18 protein-coding genes are annotated in these 17114 nt (G+C 43.0%); 6 read left to right on the plus strand and 12 right to left on the minus strand.

Annotated elements, in window-relative coordinates:
* Positions 1-72: 72 nt before the first annotated feature.
* The 3 genes from ACTHQF_RS03295 to ACTHQF_RS03305 form a co-directional block, all read right to left on the minus strand.
* Positions 73-1095: an LLM class flavin-dependent oxidoreductase gene (locus ACTHQF_RS03295; protein ID WP_440428425.1), complete on the minus strand. Its 1023-nt coding sequence runs from the start codon at positions 1093-1095 to the stop codon at positions 73-75.
* A 132-nt stretch (positions 1096-1227) separates the two neighbouring features.
* Positions 1228-2094 carry an alpha/beta hydrolase gene (locus ACTHQF_RS03300; protein ID WP_440428426.1) on the minus strand — a complete coding sequence of 289 codons (867 nt, stop codon included), beginning with the start codon at positions 2092-2094 and terminating at the stop codon, positions 1228-1230.
* 11 nt (positions 2095-2105) lie between these two features.
* Entirely contained in the window at positions 2106-2750 is a 645-nt protein-coding gene (locus tag ACTHQF_RS03305; RefSeq protein WP_440428427.1) for a DUF1349 domain-containing protein, read from the minus strand.
* A 103-nt stretch (positions 2751-2853) separates the two neighbouring features.
* Between ACTHQF_RS03305 and ACTHQF_RS03310 the strand changes: the two genes are divergently transcribed.
* Positions 2854-3615, plus strand: a complete 762-nt coding sequence (locus ACTHQF_RS03310) for a LuxR C-terminal-related transcriptional regulator (protein WP_440428428.1) — start codon at positions 2854-2856, stop codon at positions 3613-3615.
* A gap of 20 nt (positions 3616-3635) precedes the next feature.
* Here ACTHQF_RS03310 and uraH read toward each other — a convergent pair whose 3' ends face one another.
* The 3 genes from uraH to ACTHQF_RS03325 all read right to left on the minus strand — a co-directional run bounded on the left by uraH (position 3636) and on the right by ACTHQF_RS03325 (position 5176).
* Positions 3636-4043: a hydroxyisourate hydrolase gene (gene uraH / locus ACTHQF_RS03315; RefSeq protein ID WP_440428429.1), complete on the minus strand. Its 408-nt coding sequence runs from the start codon at positions 4041-4043 to the stop codon at positions 3636-3638.
* A gap of 4 nt (positions 4044-4047) precedes the next feature.
* Positions 4048-4500, minus strand: coding sequence for a heme-binding protein (locus tag ACTHQF_RS03320; protein WP_440428430.1), 453 nt, complete (start codon positions 4498-4500; stop codon positions 4048-4050).
* Positions 4501-4606: 106 nt separating this feature from the next.
* Positions 4607-5176, minus strand: a complete 570-nt coding sequence (locus ACTHQF_RS03325; protein WP_440428431.1) for a Crp/Fnr family transcriptional regulator — start codon at positions 5174-5176, stop codon at positions 4607-4609.
* Positions 5177-5228: 52 nt separating this feature from the next.
* On the opposite strand from ACTHQF_RS03325, the gene ACTHQF_RS03330 reads away from it, so the two are divergent.
* Entirely contained in the window at positions 5229-5489 is a 261-nt protein-coding gene (locus ACTHQF_RS03330; protein ID WP_440428432.1) for a hypothetical protein, read from the plus strand.
* Between the two features lie 26 nt (positions 5490-5515).
* On the opposite strand, the gene ACTHQF_RS03335 is transcribed toward ACTHQF_RS03330, so the two are convergent.
* The 3 genes from ACTHQF_RS03335 to ACTHQF_RS03345 all read right to left on the minus strand — a co-directional run bounded on the left by ACTHQF_RS03335 (position 5516) and on the right by ACTHQF_RS03345 (position 9346).
* A complete protein-coding gene (locus ACTHQF_RS03335) occupies positions 5516-6076 on the minus strand; it encodes a helix-turn-helix domain-containing protein (RefSeq protein ID WP_440428433.1) in 561 nt (186 codons plus the stop codon).
* A 497-nt stretch (positions 6077-6573) separates the two neighbouring features.
* Entirely contained in the window at positions 6574-8001 is a 1428-nt protein-coding gene (locus ACTHQF_RS03340) for a DUF4932 domain-containing protein (protein WP_440428434.1), read from the minus strand.
* A gap of 43 nt (positions 8002-8044) precedes the next feature.
* Positions 8045-9346, minus strand: a complete 1302-nt coding sequence (locus tag ACTHQF_RS03345) for a PQQ-dependent sugar dehydrogenase (RefSeq protein WP_440428435.1) — start codon at positions 9344-9346, stop codon at positions 8045-8047.
* A 269-nt stretch (positions 9347-9615) separates the two neighbouring features.
* Between ACTHQF_RS03345 and ACTHQF_RS03350 the strand changes: the two genes are divergently transcribed.
* A complete protein-coding gene (locus ACTHQF_RS03350) occupies positions 9616-10260 on the plus strand; it encodes a DUF6266 family protein (protein ID WP_440428436.1) in 645 nt (214 codons plus the stop codon).
* Between the two features lie 76 nt (positions 10261-10336).
* On the opposite strand, the gene ACTHQF_RS03355 is transcribed toward ACTHQF_RS03350, so the two are convergent.
* Together ACTHQF_RS03355 and ACTHQF_RS03360 are read right to left on the minus strand one after the other, a co-directional pair.
* Positions 10337-11539, minus strand: coding sequence for a redoxin domain-containing protein (locus tag ACTHQF_RS03355; RefSeq protein WP_440428437.1), 1203 nt, complete (start codon positions 11537-11539; stop codon positions 10337-10339).
* Positions 11540-11661: 122 nt separating this feature from the next.
* Complete coding sequence (locus ACTHQF_RS03360) at positions 11662-12843, minus strand: formimidoylglutamase (RefSeq protein ID WP_440428438.1); 1182 nt, start codon at positions 12841-12843, stop codon at positions 11662-11664.
* Between the two features lie 71 nt (positions 12844-12914).
* On the opposite strand from ACTHQF_RS03360, the gene ACTHQF_RS03365 reads away from it, so the two are divergent.
* Both ACTHQF_RS03365 and ACTHQF_RS03370 read left to right on the plus strand, forming a co-directional pair.
* Positions 12915-13889 carry an SDR family NAD(P)-dependent oxidoreductase gene (locus ACTHQF_RS03365; RefSeq protein ID WP_440428439.1) on the plus strand — a complete coding sequence of 325 codons (975 nt, stop codon included), beginning with the start codon at positions 12915-12917 and terminating at the stop codon, positions 13887-13889.
* Positions 13886-15181, plus strand: coding sequence for an HAD-IB family phosphatase (locus tag ACTHQF_RS03370; RefSeq protein ID WP_440428440.1), 1296 nt, complete (start codon positions 13886-13888; stop codon positions 15179-15181). The genes ACTHQF_RS03365 and ACTHQF_RS03370 overlap by 4 nt, the downstream gene beginning before the upstream one ends.
* A gap of 272 nt (positions 15182-15453) precedes the next feature.
* On the opposite strand, the gene ACTHQF_RS03375 is transcribed toward ACTHQF_RS03370, so the two are convergent.
* Positions 15454-16446 (minus strand): phosphotransferase, encoded by a 993-nt coding sequence (locus tag ACTHQF_RS03375; protein ID WP_440428441.1) that lies wholly within the window; start codon positions 16444-16446, stop codon positions 15454-15456.
* Between the two features lie 390 nt (positions 16447-16836).
* On the opposite strand from ACTHQF_RS03375, the gene ACTHQF_RS03380 reads away from it, so the two are divergent.
* The gene (locus ACTHQF_RS03380) at positions 16837-17112 is read left to right on the plus strand and encodes a type II toxin-antitoxin system Phd/YefM family antitoxin (RefSeq protein ID WP_440428442.1); all 276 of its coding nucleotides are present in this window, start codon (positions 16837-16839) and stop codon (positions 17110-17112) included.
* Positions 17113-17114: the final 2 nt, after the last annotated feature.

Consider the following 17114-nt stretch of genomic DNA (forward strand, 5'->3'; position numbering starts at 1 on the left):
ATTGCAGTTCCAAGAAATAAAGGCGTATAAATAAGTATTAATTCCAGACTGGTGTTGGAAACCACATTGATCCTATTCCCTGGATTTCAGCAAAGGCATCACCTGGGTTCCGATCAATTCAATAGATTGTACCAGTTGGTTGTGCGTTAAACCGGCGTTATCCATTTGAAAGGTAAAGCGGTCAACCCCACCAAGTGCTTCGCTATGCCTTAATAACTTTTCGGCAACCTGCTCAGGGCCACCCACCACCAACACTCCTCTAGGCGCGATAAGATTGTTGAACTGTGTTCTTGTTACCGGAGGCCATCCACGTTCCCTACCCAGTTTCGTCCATAACTCCGCGTAACCTGGATAATAATCTGCAATAGCCTGCTCTGTGGTAGCAGCAACATAACCTGGTGAATGCAGACCAACCTTCAGCTGTTCAGGACTAAAACCAGCCTGGCGTCCCGCCTCGCGGTAAAGGTCTACGAGTGGACGGAAGCGTTCGGTTTCACCTCCAATAATGGCAACCATCAAAGGCAAACCTAATGCGCCAGCCCGGGCAAATGATTCGGGGGTGCCACCTACACCGAGCCAAACCGGAAGTTTTTCCTGCAGCGATCTGGGGTATACCGGCTGATTTTGTAGCGCAGGCCTGAACTTTCCTGACCAGGTCACAAATTCCTGATCGCGGATCTGTAACAGCAATTCCAGTTTCTCCCTGAATAAGGCATCGTAATCTTTCAGATCATAACCGAACAGCGGATAAGCATCTATGGCTGATCCACGGCCAACAACCAATTCCGCTCTACCTTTGGAGATTAAATCCAGGGTAGCAAAATTCTGGTAAACCCGAACCGGATCTGATGTACTCAACACCGTAACTGCACTCGTAAGGCGTATACGACTTGTTCGTGCAGCGGCTGCAGAAAGGATTACCGCAGGTGCAGAATCTAAGAATTCTTTCTTATGATGCTCTCCAATACCGTAGACATCTAGTCCGGCCCGATCGGCCGAAACGATCCTATCCAGTAACTGTTCCATCGCATCAACACTGCTCAAGGTATTTCTACCGTACATTGCAGATGCAAAACTATCAATTCCTATTTCCATGACTTATCCTATTAGCTGGTGATTATAGAATCAAATTTACGATGCAGCACAAGGAAGAATGATGATCTATGATAAGAAATGAGGGAATGCTTTAGTGCGGAAATTCCCCTTCCTCCTGGCACACTTCTGCAATTATTTCTGTTTAGGATATAACATCCGAAAAGCATTAAAGACTGCCTGATGTGTGATGGTCGAATGGTCTTCCTCTGGCAAATAGTCAAAATAAACATTTACATGCCTGGAGAGTCCTTTCTGAAGTTTGTCGGCCAATAAACGGGCATCCTCTTCCATGATATGCTCCTTGGAACCATCAATGGAGCCTTCCTTGCCTACGCCAATATATATTTTTGTCGGAGCAGAATAATTAGAGTTTAGGATGGACGGACTGCTTCTGAGCAGATAACCATCCCGCCACCATAAACTCGGACTGATAATGATGTACTTGTCAAAAAGCTGAGGTTTGGTGAATAGTATCTCCGTGGCCAGCAATCCACCTAATGATTGACCAATAATGGTGTTACCTTCGCTAGAGCCATATTTCTTTTCCACGTAAGGCTGAAGCTCCTGCTCTATGAAAGAAATAAATCGAGTAGAACCACCATTTCTAGGAACCAGTTTATTGTCACTGCTACGATCACTTTTTGAAGTAAAATCATACTTGCGGTTGATATTGGCAATACCAATGACAATGGATTTTGGAAGTCGATTTACCCATGGAAAGGTGTTGAATTGCACAATACCAGCTACATGGATGAAATCCTCATCTGCGGAACCATCCAGCAAATAGATTATCGGGTATCTTGCTGTACTGTCATAGCCTTCCGGCAGATAGACATTGAGGATCCGATTTTCCGATAGGATGCTAGAATGTAATACCTCTACTTTACCTAAGACAAACTTTTGATCTGATCCAAGACTGTCATTGTTTTGAGCCGAAGCCAGGATACAAGTACTGATGTTTAAAAGAGATAAAAGTAATACGGAGCACAGTAATTTCATTTACCCGCAATCTAATGATTTCTGAGCCATTCCAACCGCCTTTGATCAGGAAGATGTTTGACAGAAAAGCTTTCGAACTTAGCCTGAAAGCCATCTCCATCCGGACAAGCGGCCATCAATCCGACCATAACTGGCGCATTATCCTGCAAAGGCGCATTCCGGGTCATGATGTATGTACGATCATCCAGTGAATAGAATATCTCGATGGCATCTAACCTCCGCACGACTTTAATCCAAATGAAAGGCGGTACTTTGTCTAATGTCGTAACACTCCAATCGCTTTTCTCATGGGTGACCACAGTACTTACGTTGAACTTACCGTCTACAAATTCCACCCCAGCTTTGATGTAATTCTGGTGATCCGTACGAACCATCAGGCCCATTTGATCGAAACGAGCTTTATATCCCCCGGTGAGTTTAACTTTAGCTTCAAATTCTCCTCCGTAATTCGCATAATAAAAAGGCGCATCATCTACGGTAAAACCATAATACGAGATCCGCCAATAATCACTTTTTGGGGTCACTTGCATGATTAAACTGTTATTCTTAATCTCCCAGCGCTCAGGCTCATTGAACCATTGCATCTTTTCAAGGGTTTGTGCCTCGACGGTAATCGCAGTGACGATAAAGCTTAATGTGAATAGAAACTTAGTCATAAAGATATTCTTTTTTAGCAGTTGAAAGCTTGTTCAACTTTGTAAGTTCGCAAGGTAATTAACCATCGGAATTCCCTCAATGGCGAAAAATAACCAATACAAAATGGAAAAAATCCGCAAGGAGCTAGACAGGAACTTGTTAACACAACCTTTTGCAGGATTGTCGCTTTACGAATCGCAATTGGAACATGGAAAACATATTGCCCGCTTCTATTCAAAATTAGAACATTGCATCAGTGTACTCAGCGACATGAAAGCAAGAAAAAGTTACATCTACTATGGATCATTGGCCAAGGAATTTGGCTTCCAACTGTATGAATCCTCGATAGACTCCATATGGGAAGACCAATTACTAAGTTTGATTAATTCCGATGATCTACAAAAAAAATACAAGGTCGAACTTCAATTTTTTAATTTTCTAAATTCCCTCGACATCAATGAACGCACCAACTATGAGGTGGTCACAAAGCTAAGGGCAAAAACCGCTACTGGCGAATTTGTATTACTGCAACACCGTTTACGCTATCTAGATGCAGCAGCTGAAGACTGCCTCTCGTTAGCACTTTGCCTGTATCAGAAAGTGCCCCATCACGCAGCATTCAACACTCCCGATGCAGTCATCATTAATAAAATTTCAGGGCAGGTCATTGAATGTAGCCAGAACAAGCTTGCTGAAATATTATCGCCCCGGGAAAAGGAGGTGATGCAACTCATGAAGTGCGGCTACCCAAGTAAAGAAATCGCCAGCAGACTAGCGCTTAGCATCCATACGATTCACCGGCATCGACAAAACATCTTTGAAAAACTGAATGTGACCAATGTTATTGAGGCCTGTAGAATTGCAGATGGCGCTGACCTACTTTAACAACAGAGGTATATAGCGTCTTAGTTACCTCTATAGGTTGAATATCCATAGGCCGAAAGTGTGATTGGCACATGATAATGCTTGTTATCTTTTATCTCAAATACAACATCAACAAAGGGGTAAAAGGTATCAGCCTTTTTGCTGGAGAAATAGTCTTTCACAAAAAATATCAGTTTATAGATGCCCCGGTTTTCCTGCCGCTGATCTAGAAAGGCCTTGATTCTACCTTGCTCATCTGTTATGTTCTTGTCTACAAAAACCCATGCCTTAGTTTTTTCATTTAACTTTTCCAACTGAACCGTAACTCCTGGAGCTGGCATACCCGAAGATACATCCAGAATATGAGTTGACAGTTGATAGGTTGGTGTTTGTCCATATGCAATGTTCAGGACTAACCCTAGCAGGACACTTAAAATAATCTTCTTCATTTTTTTAATCTTTTTTAACTGTAATCTCTTTAATTTTTGTTGCTGCAGATTTTGCAATCTGGTCATCAGCTTCTGCACTGCCACCTCCAGCTACACCAATGGCTCCAATAACTTTATTATTATACCAAAGCGGAACACCTCCACCAAGCAATAGCAATTCTGGTAAGTAAGCCAAGTTTTCAGTGTCTGGATTTGTCTTTGCCTTTCGTCCCAACAGGAGCGTTCCGGTTTTAGTTGAAAGTGCCGTAAATGCTTTTCTTCGGGCGGCCTCGGTATTATGAGGTCCTACCCCGTCACCGCGACTGAGGAGGATGGTAAGTCCGGATTGATCTACAACAGCAATACTAACTTGCTTTCCAAGGTCAGTTGCGGTAGCTCTTGCAGTCGAAGTTAAGGCATTGGCTCCTTCCAGGGTAAGTTGATAGCTTGGTGTCAAATTCTGGCTACGCTGAGCCATAACAAAGCCGGGTGTACTAAGAATGATTATTACATATAGCAAACGCTTTTTCATCACACAAATGTACCGGGGTATTGATGAAAAAACGTTGCTCTAGCGCAACGTTTTAGATTCTGGACTTTATCCGACTAAGCGTCGAAGGGGAGATACCCAGGTAGGAGGCAGCCATCTTATTAGACAGCCGAAGAAGAAAGTCAGGCTGAAACCTGATGATCCAGCGTACCTTTTCCAAAGCATCAAAGCCCTGAAAGCCATAAATTCGCTTTTGAGCATTAACAAAACCAAGTTCAAGAATTTCCCGATAGATCATCGCAAATTGGGGAACTGTATCAACAAGTTGATAAAAATCCCGACGATTGATGTACAACAACTCCGATTTGGCGACCGCTTGTAGGTATTCCTGAGTTACTGTTTGTTCAATGAAGCTGGGCAAAGCTGTGCAGAACCCACCTTTAAATCCAAAATATCTGGTGGATTCGTTTCCCTCGGAATTGTAAGTAAACAAACGTAAGCAACCATCATTTACAAAATAATAGCCTTTGCAAACTTCATCAGAATTAATTAGTATCTCATTCCGCTGAGCTTTCACCAGTGTAAAATGACTGCAAATTAATTCTAAAGTCCCAACAGAGACATCGCTCCTGCTTACGATATAGTTTTTTAATAAATCAAACATAGGTTATCTCTGGAACTAGCAAATAAAAATACCTATTTTGTCTTAAAAAATCATGGACCACAAACAACAGGCTAAATTCGATCTTACCATAAACGAATCTACAGTCACTCCAGCAATTCATTCCAAGGTTGACATCATGCAGTTTATCACAGATTGTTGCTCAAACTTTGCTGAACAAGTTAATCTAACTGATGATGGCGATGAACTTACCTTGATCATCAATGAAATTCAATCACAAGACTACAAAGACCTGGATAAGGAACTCAGAGACCAAACCTTCTTCACGGTTAACCATTCCGCTTTCGGATCGTAAGACTTGAAGTTAATGTATAGCAAGCTTTAAGCTTCTTTACAAGGCTGTGTGCCTTGAGTATTTCTATGTAGAACATCTCTATCTCTGGCAATTTCGCTGCGGTTGATACATTTGATCTTGTAGCCAGCTTTTTTGCATTTCTCCAGGAAAAGATCACTGGGAGGATTTTTCAGATCAAGTCGATACTCATTGCTCTTATCGTTGACGAACAGGACGTTGAACCCAGCTCCAGCGCTTTTAGGTATGCCTTGGTGCTTTAAGGTTAAGAGAAGATTGTACCGTTCCAAGAGGTCAATATACTTTTCCATCCAGGTGTTTATGACTTCCTGATTGTCGCTGGTTGAGGCGGATTCCGCTTTCGCATCCACTATGAAATCCTCAGGCAAGAATAGCTGTGGAAACTCCACAGAAAAATCGTGTCCTATTGCTTTACCAATTCTAAGAATGATCTCTGGTTTAAGTCTTGGTTGCAAAAACCAATTGTAGATGGAGCGCCTGTTTACGCCCATCATTTTCGCTAAATCTGTTAAGGAGTGTCCGCCTCGTCTAACCGCTTTCTCTACGATTTCTCCGTAATGTTCTGCCATCTTAATTTTGTTTTGTTTATCCAGGTAGGATGTGTTGTTTGTATTTTTCATCAGCAGGCAAGAATTACACACAATTGCTCGTTATGAGTAATTTATCTACATACTATATATCACATGCTATCGTATTTATGCAACAGAAGCGAATAAGCATGTTTGTTGCGCCTGTCCAATTCAGTGTTGCAAAACCTAATCCGCTTTCTTAACCGTGTATGATTTACACCATCTTTCTAAAAAATGTAACCATAGGATTGTACCCGAAGCACATTTTGTAAATCAATGTGCAACAACATGTAAACACATGTGAAATGCGTATTGCTTACATTTAGCAGTAGAAATTAACCTGCTTTAACCTGAAAAATTATGGAGTCAGTAATGCTCATTTTGCTAGCCTGCCTTGTTGTTTTTGCTATCGGACCTTTCGTCCGTATCGTTGATCGCTGGAATCAAAGGAACTCACTTTAACAAGCTGGAATTTCCGGAATATCCGTTCTCAAGTATTAAACCTGTGTATCACACCAAGCCAGTATTTCGGTATATAGGTCGGCTGCTGCCCGCGATCGATCCAACTGATGCAGACGCATCAACTCCTCGTTAAATGCTTTAAATCTGATGAAGCTTCTTCGCTCTTCCATGATTTTAACCCGATCTCCGATTATGAAATCTGCAGTTTCTTTATCGTAAACATCACTGATGTAGAGGCAAAATAACGCATGCGTCATGTACTCATTGAAAACTGCAGCAGGGCTCGCATAGGAAACGTTGTAAGCATCTTCCCGAACCCAGCCTTGTCGTTTTCCGAATGCCGCATTGATCCGACTGGCATATTTGTTACTGGTCGGATTTACATAGTTGTGGTCGATTTCCGTAAAAACAATACCAGACATCAGACCAGCGCGCTGTTTTTCCGTAAGATCAACATTTCGGTCATACCGATCAGTACCACAAACGAACATTACGTTTTCTGCAAACCTTTTATCGTCTACATAAGTCGTATACCGCTGCGTGCTATGCGTTCCGCCAATGAGTGGGGAGGAGACTACCTTGTAGGAATGATACGTGATTTTTGGAAAGTTGCGCTCCAACCAGGTCCACATCTGTTTAACAGGCAAAAGTTCACGCTGTCTGGAAAGTTGTTCCCGATAAAACTTAAGGTTTGCTTTATAAAATTTTCTGAAGCCGGACCTTGCCGCAAAATTTTCTACAGCTGGCTTGAGCTTCCCGAAGAGGCTGCTGTCTGCCAGCTCCCTGCCAAATACGTAATAGTATGGGCCGTTAAAAGTCAATGTTGTATGCTTTGAACCCAAGGTAGTATCCTGGAAATTAAAAGCAAAGCTGTTTTCCCTGAAGTCATAGTAATGCCCGGTGGCTATGCTATCGGGATAGTCCAGAAGTTTGAAGATGGGATCATTCATGTAAGGCTTAAACCATTTCATAACCCTCTGGTAATAGGCACCCTCCTTGTTTAGGTCTGTGGCTTTTTGACCGGCTGGAGAGATTGTCCAAAGGATATTTGCAAGTTCATAGGGCTCTGGAATATCAAACTGGACGTTTCCCGTATTGCGCATGATGTAGGACTTCGGAAACATCACCCGGAGATCGTTAAAGTGTAACTTCAACGTACTTTTTCCCTTAGGAGAGGCTAAGTTGACCAAAATGTAATGCGCATAAGGAATCTTGTTATGATAATTGAACTTTAAAGAATCCTTGCCAAAGTATAATGTTATGCCCAGCCCATAGGCTGCGTCTCCGCCAAGGCTTGTTTTAAGGGTACTAACCTGATAATGATCCCGCTCCTTCAGGTTCGAAAATTTCAGGCTGATGGTATCATTTGGACACCATAACGTTTTTGGATAAGTCTCCGTAACAGTCTGAGCAAAGCTGACTTTAATGCAGAGCATCATCAGCAGGAGAGCGAAAAAGCGCATAGTTTTTTAGATGAGTCGTTAAATAGATATCGGCTTTTAAGCTTTAGCCCTGCTTCTTCCCATCGGCGTAGCTGATCCTGAAGATCGTGCCTTTGACATCATCAGCTACATATAAGGCGCCGTCAGGCCCTTGTGCAATCCCCATTGGACGATGCTTGAAAGAACTTTTAGACTCTGCATCTACAGCCATGAAATTGTCGGCAAAAACTTCCCATGGACCAGATGGCTTACCGTTCTTGAATGGTACAAAAGCAACAAGATATCCTTTCTTCAGCGGTTGCGACTGTCCGTGAAAAACGATGAATGCTCCGTTTTTATATTTCTCCGGAAACATATTACCAGTGTAAAATAGCAGATCGTTGGGTGCAAGGTGTGCCGGAAAATCGGCAGCAGGATCAATGTACTTCTTGTCCACCGACTTCTTTCCATCGCCTCCATATTCAGGGGAAACAATTTGTTTGTGCTCAAAAGGATCGTAGTACACGTATGGCCATCCCGCATCATCGCCTTTATGCAGCTCATACATCGTCTCTGCTGGTAGGGTCATATCCTGTTCCGCGGTATAGATCTTAGGAAACTTATCATGCAGTCCCCCACGGCCATGCTGGGATGCAAAAAGTGATTTCGACACCGGATTCCAATCCATTCCAACCACATTCTTGAGCCCTCTTGCATAATGAACCCCGCTGGAGTAGCCTTGATTGAGCTTATTCGCACTGAACTGCCACACGCCACCCACGGAATCAAGCAGCGTACAATTATTCAACCCACGATCTGCTGCGTCGGTGCAGGTCTCATCATAGGAGCCAATGGCGACATACAGGTTATTTTCAGCATCCAGCGATAAGGCTTTTGCATTGTCCCGGCCTTTATCTACCAACCCCTGAACAATTAGTTCCGCTTTACCCGTATCGATTACCTGTCCTTGATCATCCAGCTGGTACCTGTATACATTACTGTTAGAAGATGAATACAACAGGTTCCCCTGAATGCGGATGCCTGTACCTGGATAATTTCCAAAGCCCATGGTTTTGTCCATCCTTCCATCATGATCCGTATCGCTCAGAAAAAGGATACCCTTTCCATCTTTCATTTTGCTAAGCTTAACATAGATGTCACCGTTTTTATTCAATGCAAGATGACGTAGCGGGCCTAAGGAATCTGCAACAACGCTGGCAGAGAAGCCTTGTGGCAAGACAAGCGCCATTGCGGCGCTGTCGGTTACGGTATTTGCGGAAGATTCTTTATTTGCACTTTGACAGCTTGACAGGAGATGGATACACAGCAGGAATGCGCAGCCTTTTTTAATTGGGTTCAGGATATTATTCATGGATATCAGGAGCATATTTTAAGATTCCGCTCGCTTTGTTAAGATAATACATCAGGAAGTAATTCAGTATTAAGGATATAAATTGTTACACAAAAGATGAATTGCTGGGGATTTGCATCGCAGCTTCGCCGGCTGTTCATCGCCTCTTGGCCGCCTATTGTTCGCCTATGCTTCGCCTGCAGCCGAACAAAACGCGCTGGAGAGGCTTTGAATACGCGGTACTTAGACAAACTTGATAAACATCAAATCTTTGTTTACCTTGAAGAATCAATAACGCAATCAGCATGGCAAGAATAAAGAATGGCATATTGGGTCCCATTGAGGGACCAGTATCGCAGGTTACTGGCTATATCCGTCTTGGAGTACCCGTACTTCGAAAAAAGCGCGAGCTTGACCCCACAAAACCCCGCAGCGAAAAACAGATCGCGGCAAATAACCGCTTCGGCTTTGCCATGAAGTTCGTTAAGCCTGCAACGCCTTTTCTTAACGTTGGATTCTCCCTGGGCCGGGAGAAAGGACAAACCGCCCACAATATCGCAGTCTCCAAAGTGTTAAGTGTTGTTGAGGGGCTAAATCCCGACTTCCACTTCAGGTACGAAGATCTTTTGGTTGCAGAGGGTAACCTGCAGGAAGCACTAGGTGCAAGGGTGGAAATGACAAGCCCGCGCACTTTAGAGTTTTTCTGGGAACAGCCGGACAAGCAAAGTTATGTGCGCAGCCAGGATCAGGCCATGCTACTTGCCTATATGCCGGAAGAAGATGTCGCATTTTACGTCACCAGCGGAGCACGGCGCAGCGCAGGGCAAGACCTGCTGGAAGTCTGCTCGGGCAAACCGGGGCAAGTATTCGAAACCTATATCGCCTTCATCTCAGACGACCGTAAAAAAATTTCTAAAAGCACCTATACCGGGCAGGTCGTTATCGCGTAGTTGCAATCTCAGCAAGACAAACAAAAAGGGCTGATCAACCCAATGACCAGCCCTTTTTTATATCAATTATATACGACTAAGATTTAGCTTTCTTCGCTTTAGAAGCTTTTGCAGCTGGAGCAGCGGCAGTAGTTGAAGTCGCAGCAGCCGTATTCGCACCTAAAAGTTCAGCAAGCTTGGTTTGTAAAGCCTCTTCCCTCAGGTTTCTGGCAACGATTTTACCAGTTGGATCTACCAGGAAGTTGAAAGGAATGGCCTGTACGCCATACATCTTCGAAGCAGCATTATCAAAATATTTTAAATCTGAAACATGGCTCCAGGTTAAGCCATCATCCTGAATCGCTTTAACCCAGGCTTCTTTCCCATCCGGACGGTCCAAAGAAACACCCAGCACGGTAAAGTTTTTGTCCTTATATGTGTTATAAGCTTTTACCACGTTCGGGTTTTCACGACGACAAGGTCCGCACCAGGAAGCCCAGAAATCAACCAGCACATACTTACCTTTGAAATCAGAAAGTTTGATTGGTTTTCCACTTGGATCATTTTGTGTAAAGTCTGTCGCCATGGTACCTACCTGCGATTTCTTTGCGCCATCAATTGCAGTCTGAATGCTTTTTCCAAGTGGCGTTGCTTTCAGCTCTGCAGAAAACTTATTGAAAGCAGGTTCAGCAGTCGTTGGGTCAATATCGTACCCCAACACCGAACGGAAGGCATTTAGAGCAACGTATGAATTTCTGTTGCCATCAATGAAAGTCTGGCTTAGGTCCTGCATTTCTTTTTCTATGGCATTGGAACGTGCATATACGGTTTCCATGTAACCCGGAGCCTTACGCTCTTCATCGGTTTTCGCAGAAAACTCCGCCTGCAAGGCTTCCATCTTCGCTACTGCTGGTTTCATCAAGACAGCAAGTTTCGCATTATCTTCATTTACCGGTGAGCCAGTGATCACCGCATTTTTCACGGAATCTTTGGCAGAAATGGTGATGTTTTTATTTTCGATATAGAATCCAAGTACATCCAGTGGTGTTTTGGCCGCTGTTGCTTGTGCATGTTTTACCCTGATGTTTGCACTTACCGGCATTTCCACCTGTCCTTTGAAGCTGAAAGCACCGTTGACGATATTAGTCGAGTCGGCGAACTGCCCAGCAGGGGTTCTATAGATCAGATAAGCTTTGGCTGGTGCGTTTAGTGCGCCTATTTTACCGTTGATGGTAAAGCCCTGCTGCGCCATTGCCGCAAAAGGCAATATCATGGCAGCAGATAAAATGAATTTTTTCATTGATTGTAATTTGGTTGGTGTTAATTAGATTGCGTTAGCTTATCAAATATAAAATATTGATAATACCATAACGATTCTTTACCAGTAAAATTACAATCGTAGCGCCGCTGGCTGACCAGGGATTATAGTAGCTTCTGGAAGGTGCGCCACCAAAGATCAGGCATTTCCCCATTCACAGCCATCGTATAGTCTTCATAGCGGCAGGGCACCAAGTGATAACGCTCATTCTTGGATACACCTGTCGGATAAGGCACCTGCATCCACCAGCGGTCAGACTTCTTGCTTTTCACGAAGAGCATCTCCCCTGTTCCATCGCTTAAAGTCGTGCGGTAGGTAATGTATTGCGACTTCGGACTTAATGGAAAATCTTTTTTTCGGTTGTAAAAACCATCTACGAAATACCAGACGATCTGTGCAAGTAAGAGTGCCGTCTGACTGTTATTATCATAGGCTGGATTGAACTCATAAAAACCGATGGACGTCAGCTTGTCGTTCATTCCTGCATACCGGGCAATCCTGCAGGCCTGTTCGCCATAGAAGCCGTTTGGCGTGGCATTGGCATTGGCTCCGGCATCGGATGAACGGATGGCAGAGATATCAAAGCTGATCATATTCGAGTTCCGGATGATCGGCTCTGTCAGGCTGATATCGGTTGTAAATTCTCCAAGGCGATGTGCATCGAAGTATAACTTGCTCATCACTTTCAGACTTTCCTGGTTAACGAAATAGGTTTGATAACCTAGGTTGCTGAAGTTGAACAGGTAATTTGGCTGATGTAAAAAGATCTTGTTCAGATAGGTATCTGAACGGGTTGCGATGCCCTCTTCATCATCTTCATCGAGGTCGAACTTGTTGTCGACCACAACCAGATCTACCTTTTGCTCCATGCTTTCATAAGCCAGATATTGCGGGTAAGTGAGGTCTTGTCCGCCACCGATAATCACCGGCAGGATGTTCAGCTTCATCAGCTCCGAAACAACCATTTTCACTGCAATATAGGTGTCGGAGATGGCAGCACCAGCCTTGATATTTCCAAGGTCGATGATCTTACATTGGAAATCGCCCTCATTTAAAAGGTAGAATTGTTCACGGAAAGCATCTGGCCCCAGTGAACAGCCACTGTTATTGACCGCTGCGCGATCATCCTGTACACCAATTATGGCAATATCGTAGGCATTCTCTTCCAGTTCAGGAAACCTGTCGGTATAAAAACTGGCTTTCATGCCCAGCTGGCTGGTCAGGAATCCGTTTTTAGGGCTAAGTTCTTCCAGTGATAAGGGAGAAAAGAAGTCGGAAAGGCTCATAAATGTCAATATGTGGGCTCAAATATCTATTTTTGAGCCCACATATTGATGCACAACCTTAAATTAATGAAATGATCCTGATCACTGGTGCCACCGGATTTTTGGGCGCTGAACTGACCCAACAGTTAACATCGCAAGGGCTCCGGGTGCGTGCTTTAAAACGCGAAACAGGAAGAATTCCCGATCTGCTGAAAGGGAATACCAACATTGAATGGTTCAGTGCAGACATCAATGATCTGGCAACCCTTGAAGATGCTTTCGAAGGTATCCATCAGGTTTACCATTGTGCTGCAGTCGTTTCTTTTGATCCAAAAGACAAAGCAAAAATGATCCATGTGAATATTGAAGGCACCAGTAATGTGGTTAACCTTTGCATGGAATATGGCGCGCGACTGCTACACGTGAGTTCGGTAGCTGCCCTGGGTGAACCGAAGAAGGGACAGGAAATTACAGAAAACGATTACTGGGAATATAGCGCGCATGTGCATACTTATGCCATTTCAAAGTACGAAGGTGAGATGGAAGTCTGGCGTGGCATTGCCGAAGGGTTGGAAGCGGTTATTGTAAATCCATCTGTGATCATCGGTGCAAATGCGGGTTATCAGGGAAGCGGCGCTCTATTTAAATTGGTACAAGATGGTCTTTCCTTTTACACCAATGGCGCTACAGGTTTGGTGGATGTCAGTGATGTGGCCAAAAGCATGATCCTGCTGATGAACAGCGAACAGCAGGCGGAGCGGTTCACCATTTCAGCAGCCAACCTGAGCTACAAAGAACTGTTCAGCCTGATCGCTAATGGGTTCGGGAGGAAAGCACCAGCCCGGGAAGCCAAACCCTGGATGCTGGGCATCGCCTGGCGTGCCGCAAGGGTGGCAACGTTGTTTACCGGCCGGTCATTCGGGCTCACCAGTGATACCGCGAAAAGCAGTACCAGCTACAGTTATTACAGCAATTCAAAAATAAGAAACACGATAGGCATCGCATTCAAACCACTGGAGCAAAGCATCTCTGAGGTTTGTGCTGCATTGACAAAAAACAATCCATGACACCTAAAAACTACTACATCATTGATTTCGATAGCACCTTTACACAGGTAGAAGCGCTGGATGAGATGGCTAAGATCTCCCTCAAAAATCACCCGCAAAAAGAAGAAATTCTAAAGCAGATTGAGGATTATACCAACCTTGCCATGGAGGGTAAGTTGTCATTTACGGAAAGTCTTGCAGCACGTGTCCGCCTGCTTAATGCCAACCAGGATCACTTGAAGCAGCTGATCACACGTTTGAAAAAGAAGGTTTCGGCCTCTTTCTCCCGCAATGCGGAGTTCTTCAGGAATCATGCAGATGAGGTATTAATCGTTTCAGGTGGGTTTAAGGAGTTCATTACGCCAGTAGTGAGCCAGTATCACATCAAAAAGGAGAACATCTATGCCAATACTTTCGTAACCAATGAGGAGGGTCAAATCATTGACTATGATCATGACAACCCATTGAGCGAGGAAGGTGGAAAGGTGAAACTACTTCAAGGCATGAAGCTGGATGGTAATGTTTATGGCATCGGCGATGGCTACTCGGATTTCCAGCTGCGCGAAAGCGGATTGATCAAGAAGTTCTTCGCTTTTACAGAGAACATCGCTCGCGACAGCATCGTTAGCCGTGCGGACCATGTTACGCCAAGTTTCGACGAGTTCCTGTATGTAAACAATTTGCCGAGCGCAATATCTTATCCAAAAAACAGGATTCTTTGCCTGGTGATCGGTGATGTACCGGAACTAAGCATCAACATGCTGAAAAGGGACGGGTTTTCCGTACGCCACAAAGCAGATTTCGAGGAGAAATATGTAGCTGACGTACACATGGTGTTGCTTGCTGCAGATGAAAGGATTGATCATGAAAAGCTGAAGCGTGCAAACAAGCTGAAAACGATTGGCCATTTGGGCAAGGCGAAGTCGCTGGATTTAACGGCCTGTACGGAGATGGGTATTGTTGTTTTTGACAATCCGAGGAACAATCCTAGAAGTTCTTCTTTCATCCCGCAGCGCATGATCGATTTCATGAACACCGGTGCAACGTATCTGAGTGTAAACTTTCCAAATCTGCAATTACCGAGAATGGAGAAGTCGCACCGCTTGATCCACATTCACCAGAATATTCCGGGCATTATGGCGCAGATCAATACCATTTTTGCTGCGCACGATATCAATATCGTAGGGCAGTTCCTGATGACAAATGCCCAGATCGGGTATGCCATCACGGATATCAATGCGGAGTACGATAAGGAGCTGTTCAAGTCGTTGAAGCAGATTGAACAGACGATCAAGTTCAGGGTGTTGTACTAGGCCGGGTGAAGGATTTTTATTTATCAAAAACCCATTATCAAAAACTGGAAAATAGGGTTTGATTAATGGAATGGGTTTTTGATAATTTGAGGTGAGGACCTGGTTTGTTTTAGCAGGTTACAGCTGGCGTTTTCTTAGGAATTATGAGGGAGCGTATGTTTTTGTGGGTTATCGATAAAGGAGGGAATAATAAGAATCTTTCTTATTGTGGTTAACGGATTTGCAGGCTTGATAATTGCGATATTATTTTCAGAATCTCTGTCAGCCCGCACTCAATTTATTTCAATTTTATTGTGAGCTATCCAACGTTTTAAATTTCCAACCGTTCTTTTTAGATGATCTTCATTCAAGAAGATGTTAGTCCAATATTCAAATCGGTCGCACTGAACACTTATGTAATATGCCATAATTGCTAAACAAGCAAAAGGCAAGAACTTTTTTTCTTCATTGCTAATTTCAGTTACAGTTTCGTAACCTTTTAAAAAGCTGTCTGCTTTTATTTGATATTCCTCTTCGTTCAAATTGGTTGCAAGTAACTGAAATAGGAAATAAGAAATGTCGAAAGATAAATAACCGTTGCCACAAAAATCAAAGTCAAAAAATGTTATTTCTTTTTCATCGTCAATGTGCAAATTGTCAAACCAAACGTCAAGATGAACACTTCCATATCTCATTTTCTGACTGTCAATGTTGTCAATTTTTATCGTCAAAAAAGCCGACAGGTTTTCCAAAAACTCAATTTCGTTATTGTTCTTATTAAAGAACTCTTTTGTTCTTAGAATAGCACTATTAATCAAATTTTGAGTGTTGTAAGATATCCTCTTCAGTTCAAAGTTTTCCGTCGACTGATGAACTTTTGCTAATGCTTTTCCAATTAAAAAGCTTGTATGTTTTGAGAATTTTGCTGTCTTTGTGCCTTTGGCATATGAAAATAGAACACCGAACCTTTTTCCTTCTGGTGCTTCAATTTCTTGAATGTATTCGTTTGATTGGTCGGCAATTGGAAAAGCAACTTGTCGCTCAGCTTCTTTTAAATGAAGCAAAAGTCTTAATTCTTCTTCAATTTCTAATTTTGTCCGCCAATTGTAGGTATAAACTCTAAAAACGTATTTCTTTTCGTCATCGTGAACAAGGTATAAATGGTTCATTGCTAATCGAAATATACTACATTCTGTTTTGTTGCCAAGGCCATATTTTTGTTGGATACGTTTGCCAAGTTCATTCGGTGAAAGTGTACTATTTATTGTCGGAAATTTCTCTGTCATCAGTTCTTCTTTTGTCTATGGTTACGGTGGTTCTCCAATGACGGCTAACTTACATCTAAGTCTAACTATGTTATCCACCCAAATTAGGGCGGAGAGGTATTACAGTTCAAGTTTTTTTAATAGTCAAATCTAAAGATAAATTCTGCAACATTAATTGAAGAGGCTTTGTTGACGTATACACAGAGGCCGTTTTGGGATAACATGTGTGTTCGTTGTTGTAAAAGTGAAATTCTCATAAAACGGTGGAATAATGATAGTCCAATATCACTATATTTGGGGTGGATCACTTCACATTCGGCAGCTGCTACTAGCCAAGCTATCTATTTTAAGAAAGGTTATTTGATAGCACGTACAACATAACGTACATTTATATGTACTTAGGCGTTAATTATGAAAGCGGTAACTATCTCGTCCTTGAGGACAAACATGAAAAATTACTTTGATGAAGTAAGTGCAACACAGGATGTTTTGACTATTCCACGTAATAATAATGAGGATGATGCTGTTGTGGTAATTTCTATTAAAGAATATAATGCCCTTATTGAAACTTCACATCTAATGTCAACAGATGCTAATCGTAGGCGTCTTGAGCGGTCTATTGACCATTTAAAGCAAGGTGACACCAAATTGTTTACGCTAGAAAACGAACTTCCAGTGAAAGCATAAGG

The organism is Pedobacter sp. SAFR-022 (assembly GCF_051965375.1).
In the GTDB taxonomy this organism is placed as follows: domain Bacteria; phylum Bacteroidota; class Bacteroidia; order Sphingobacteriales; family Sphingobacteriaceae; genus Pedobacter.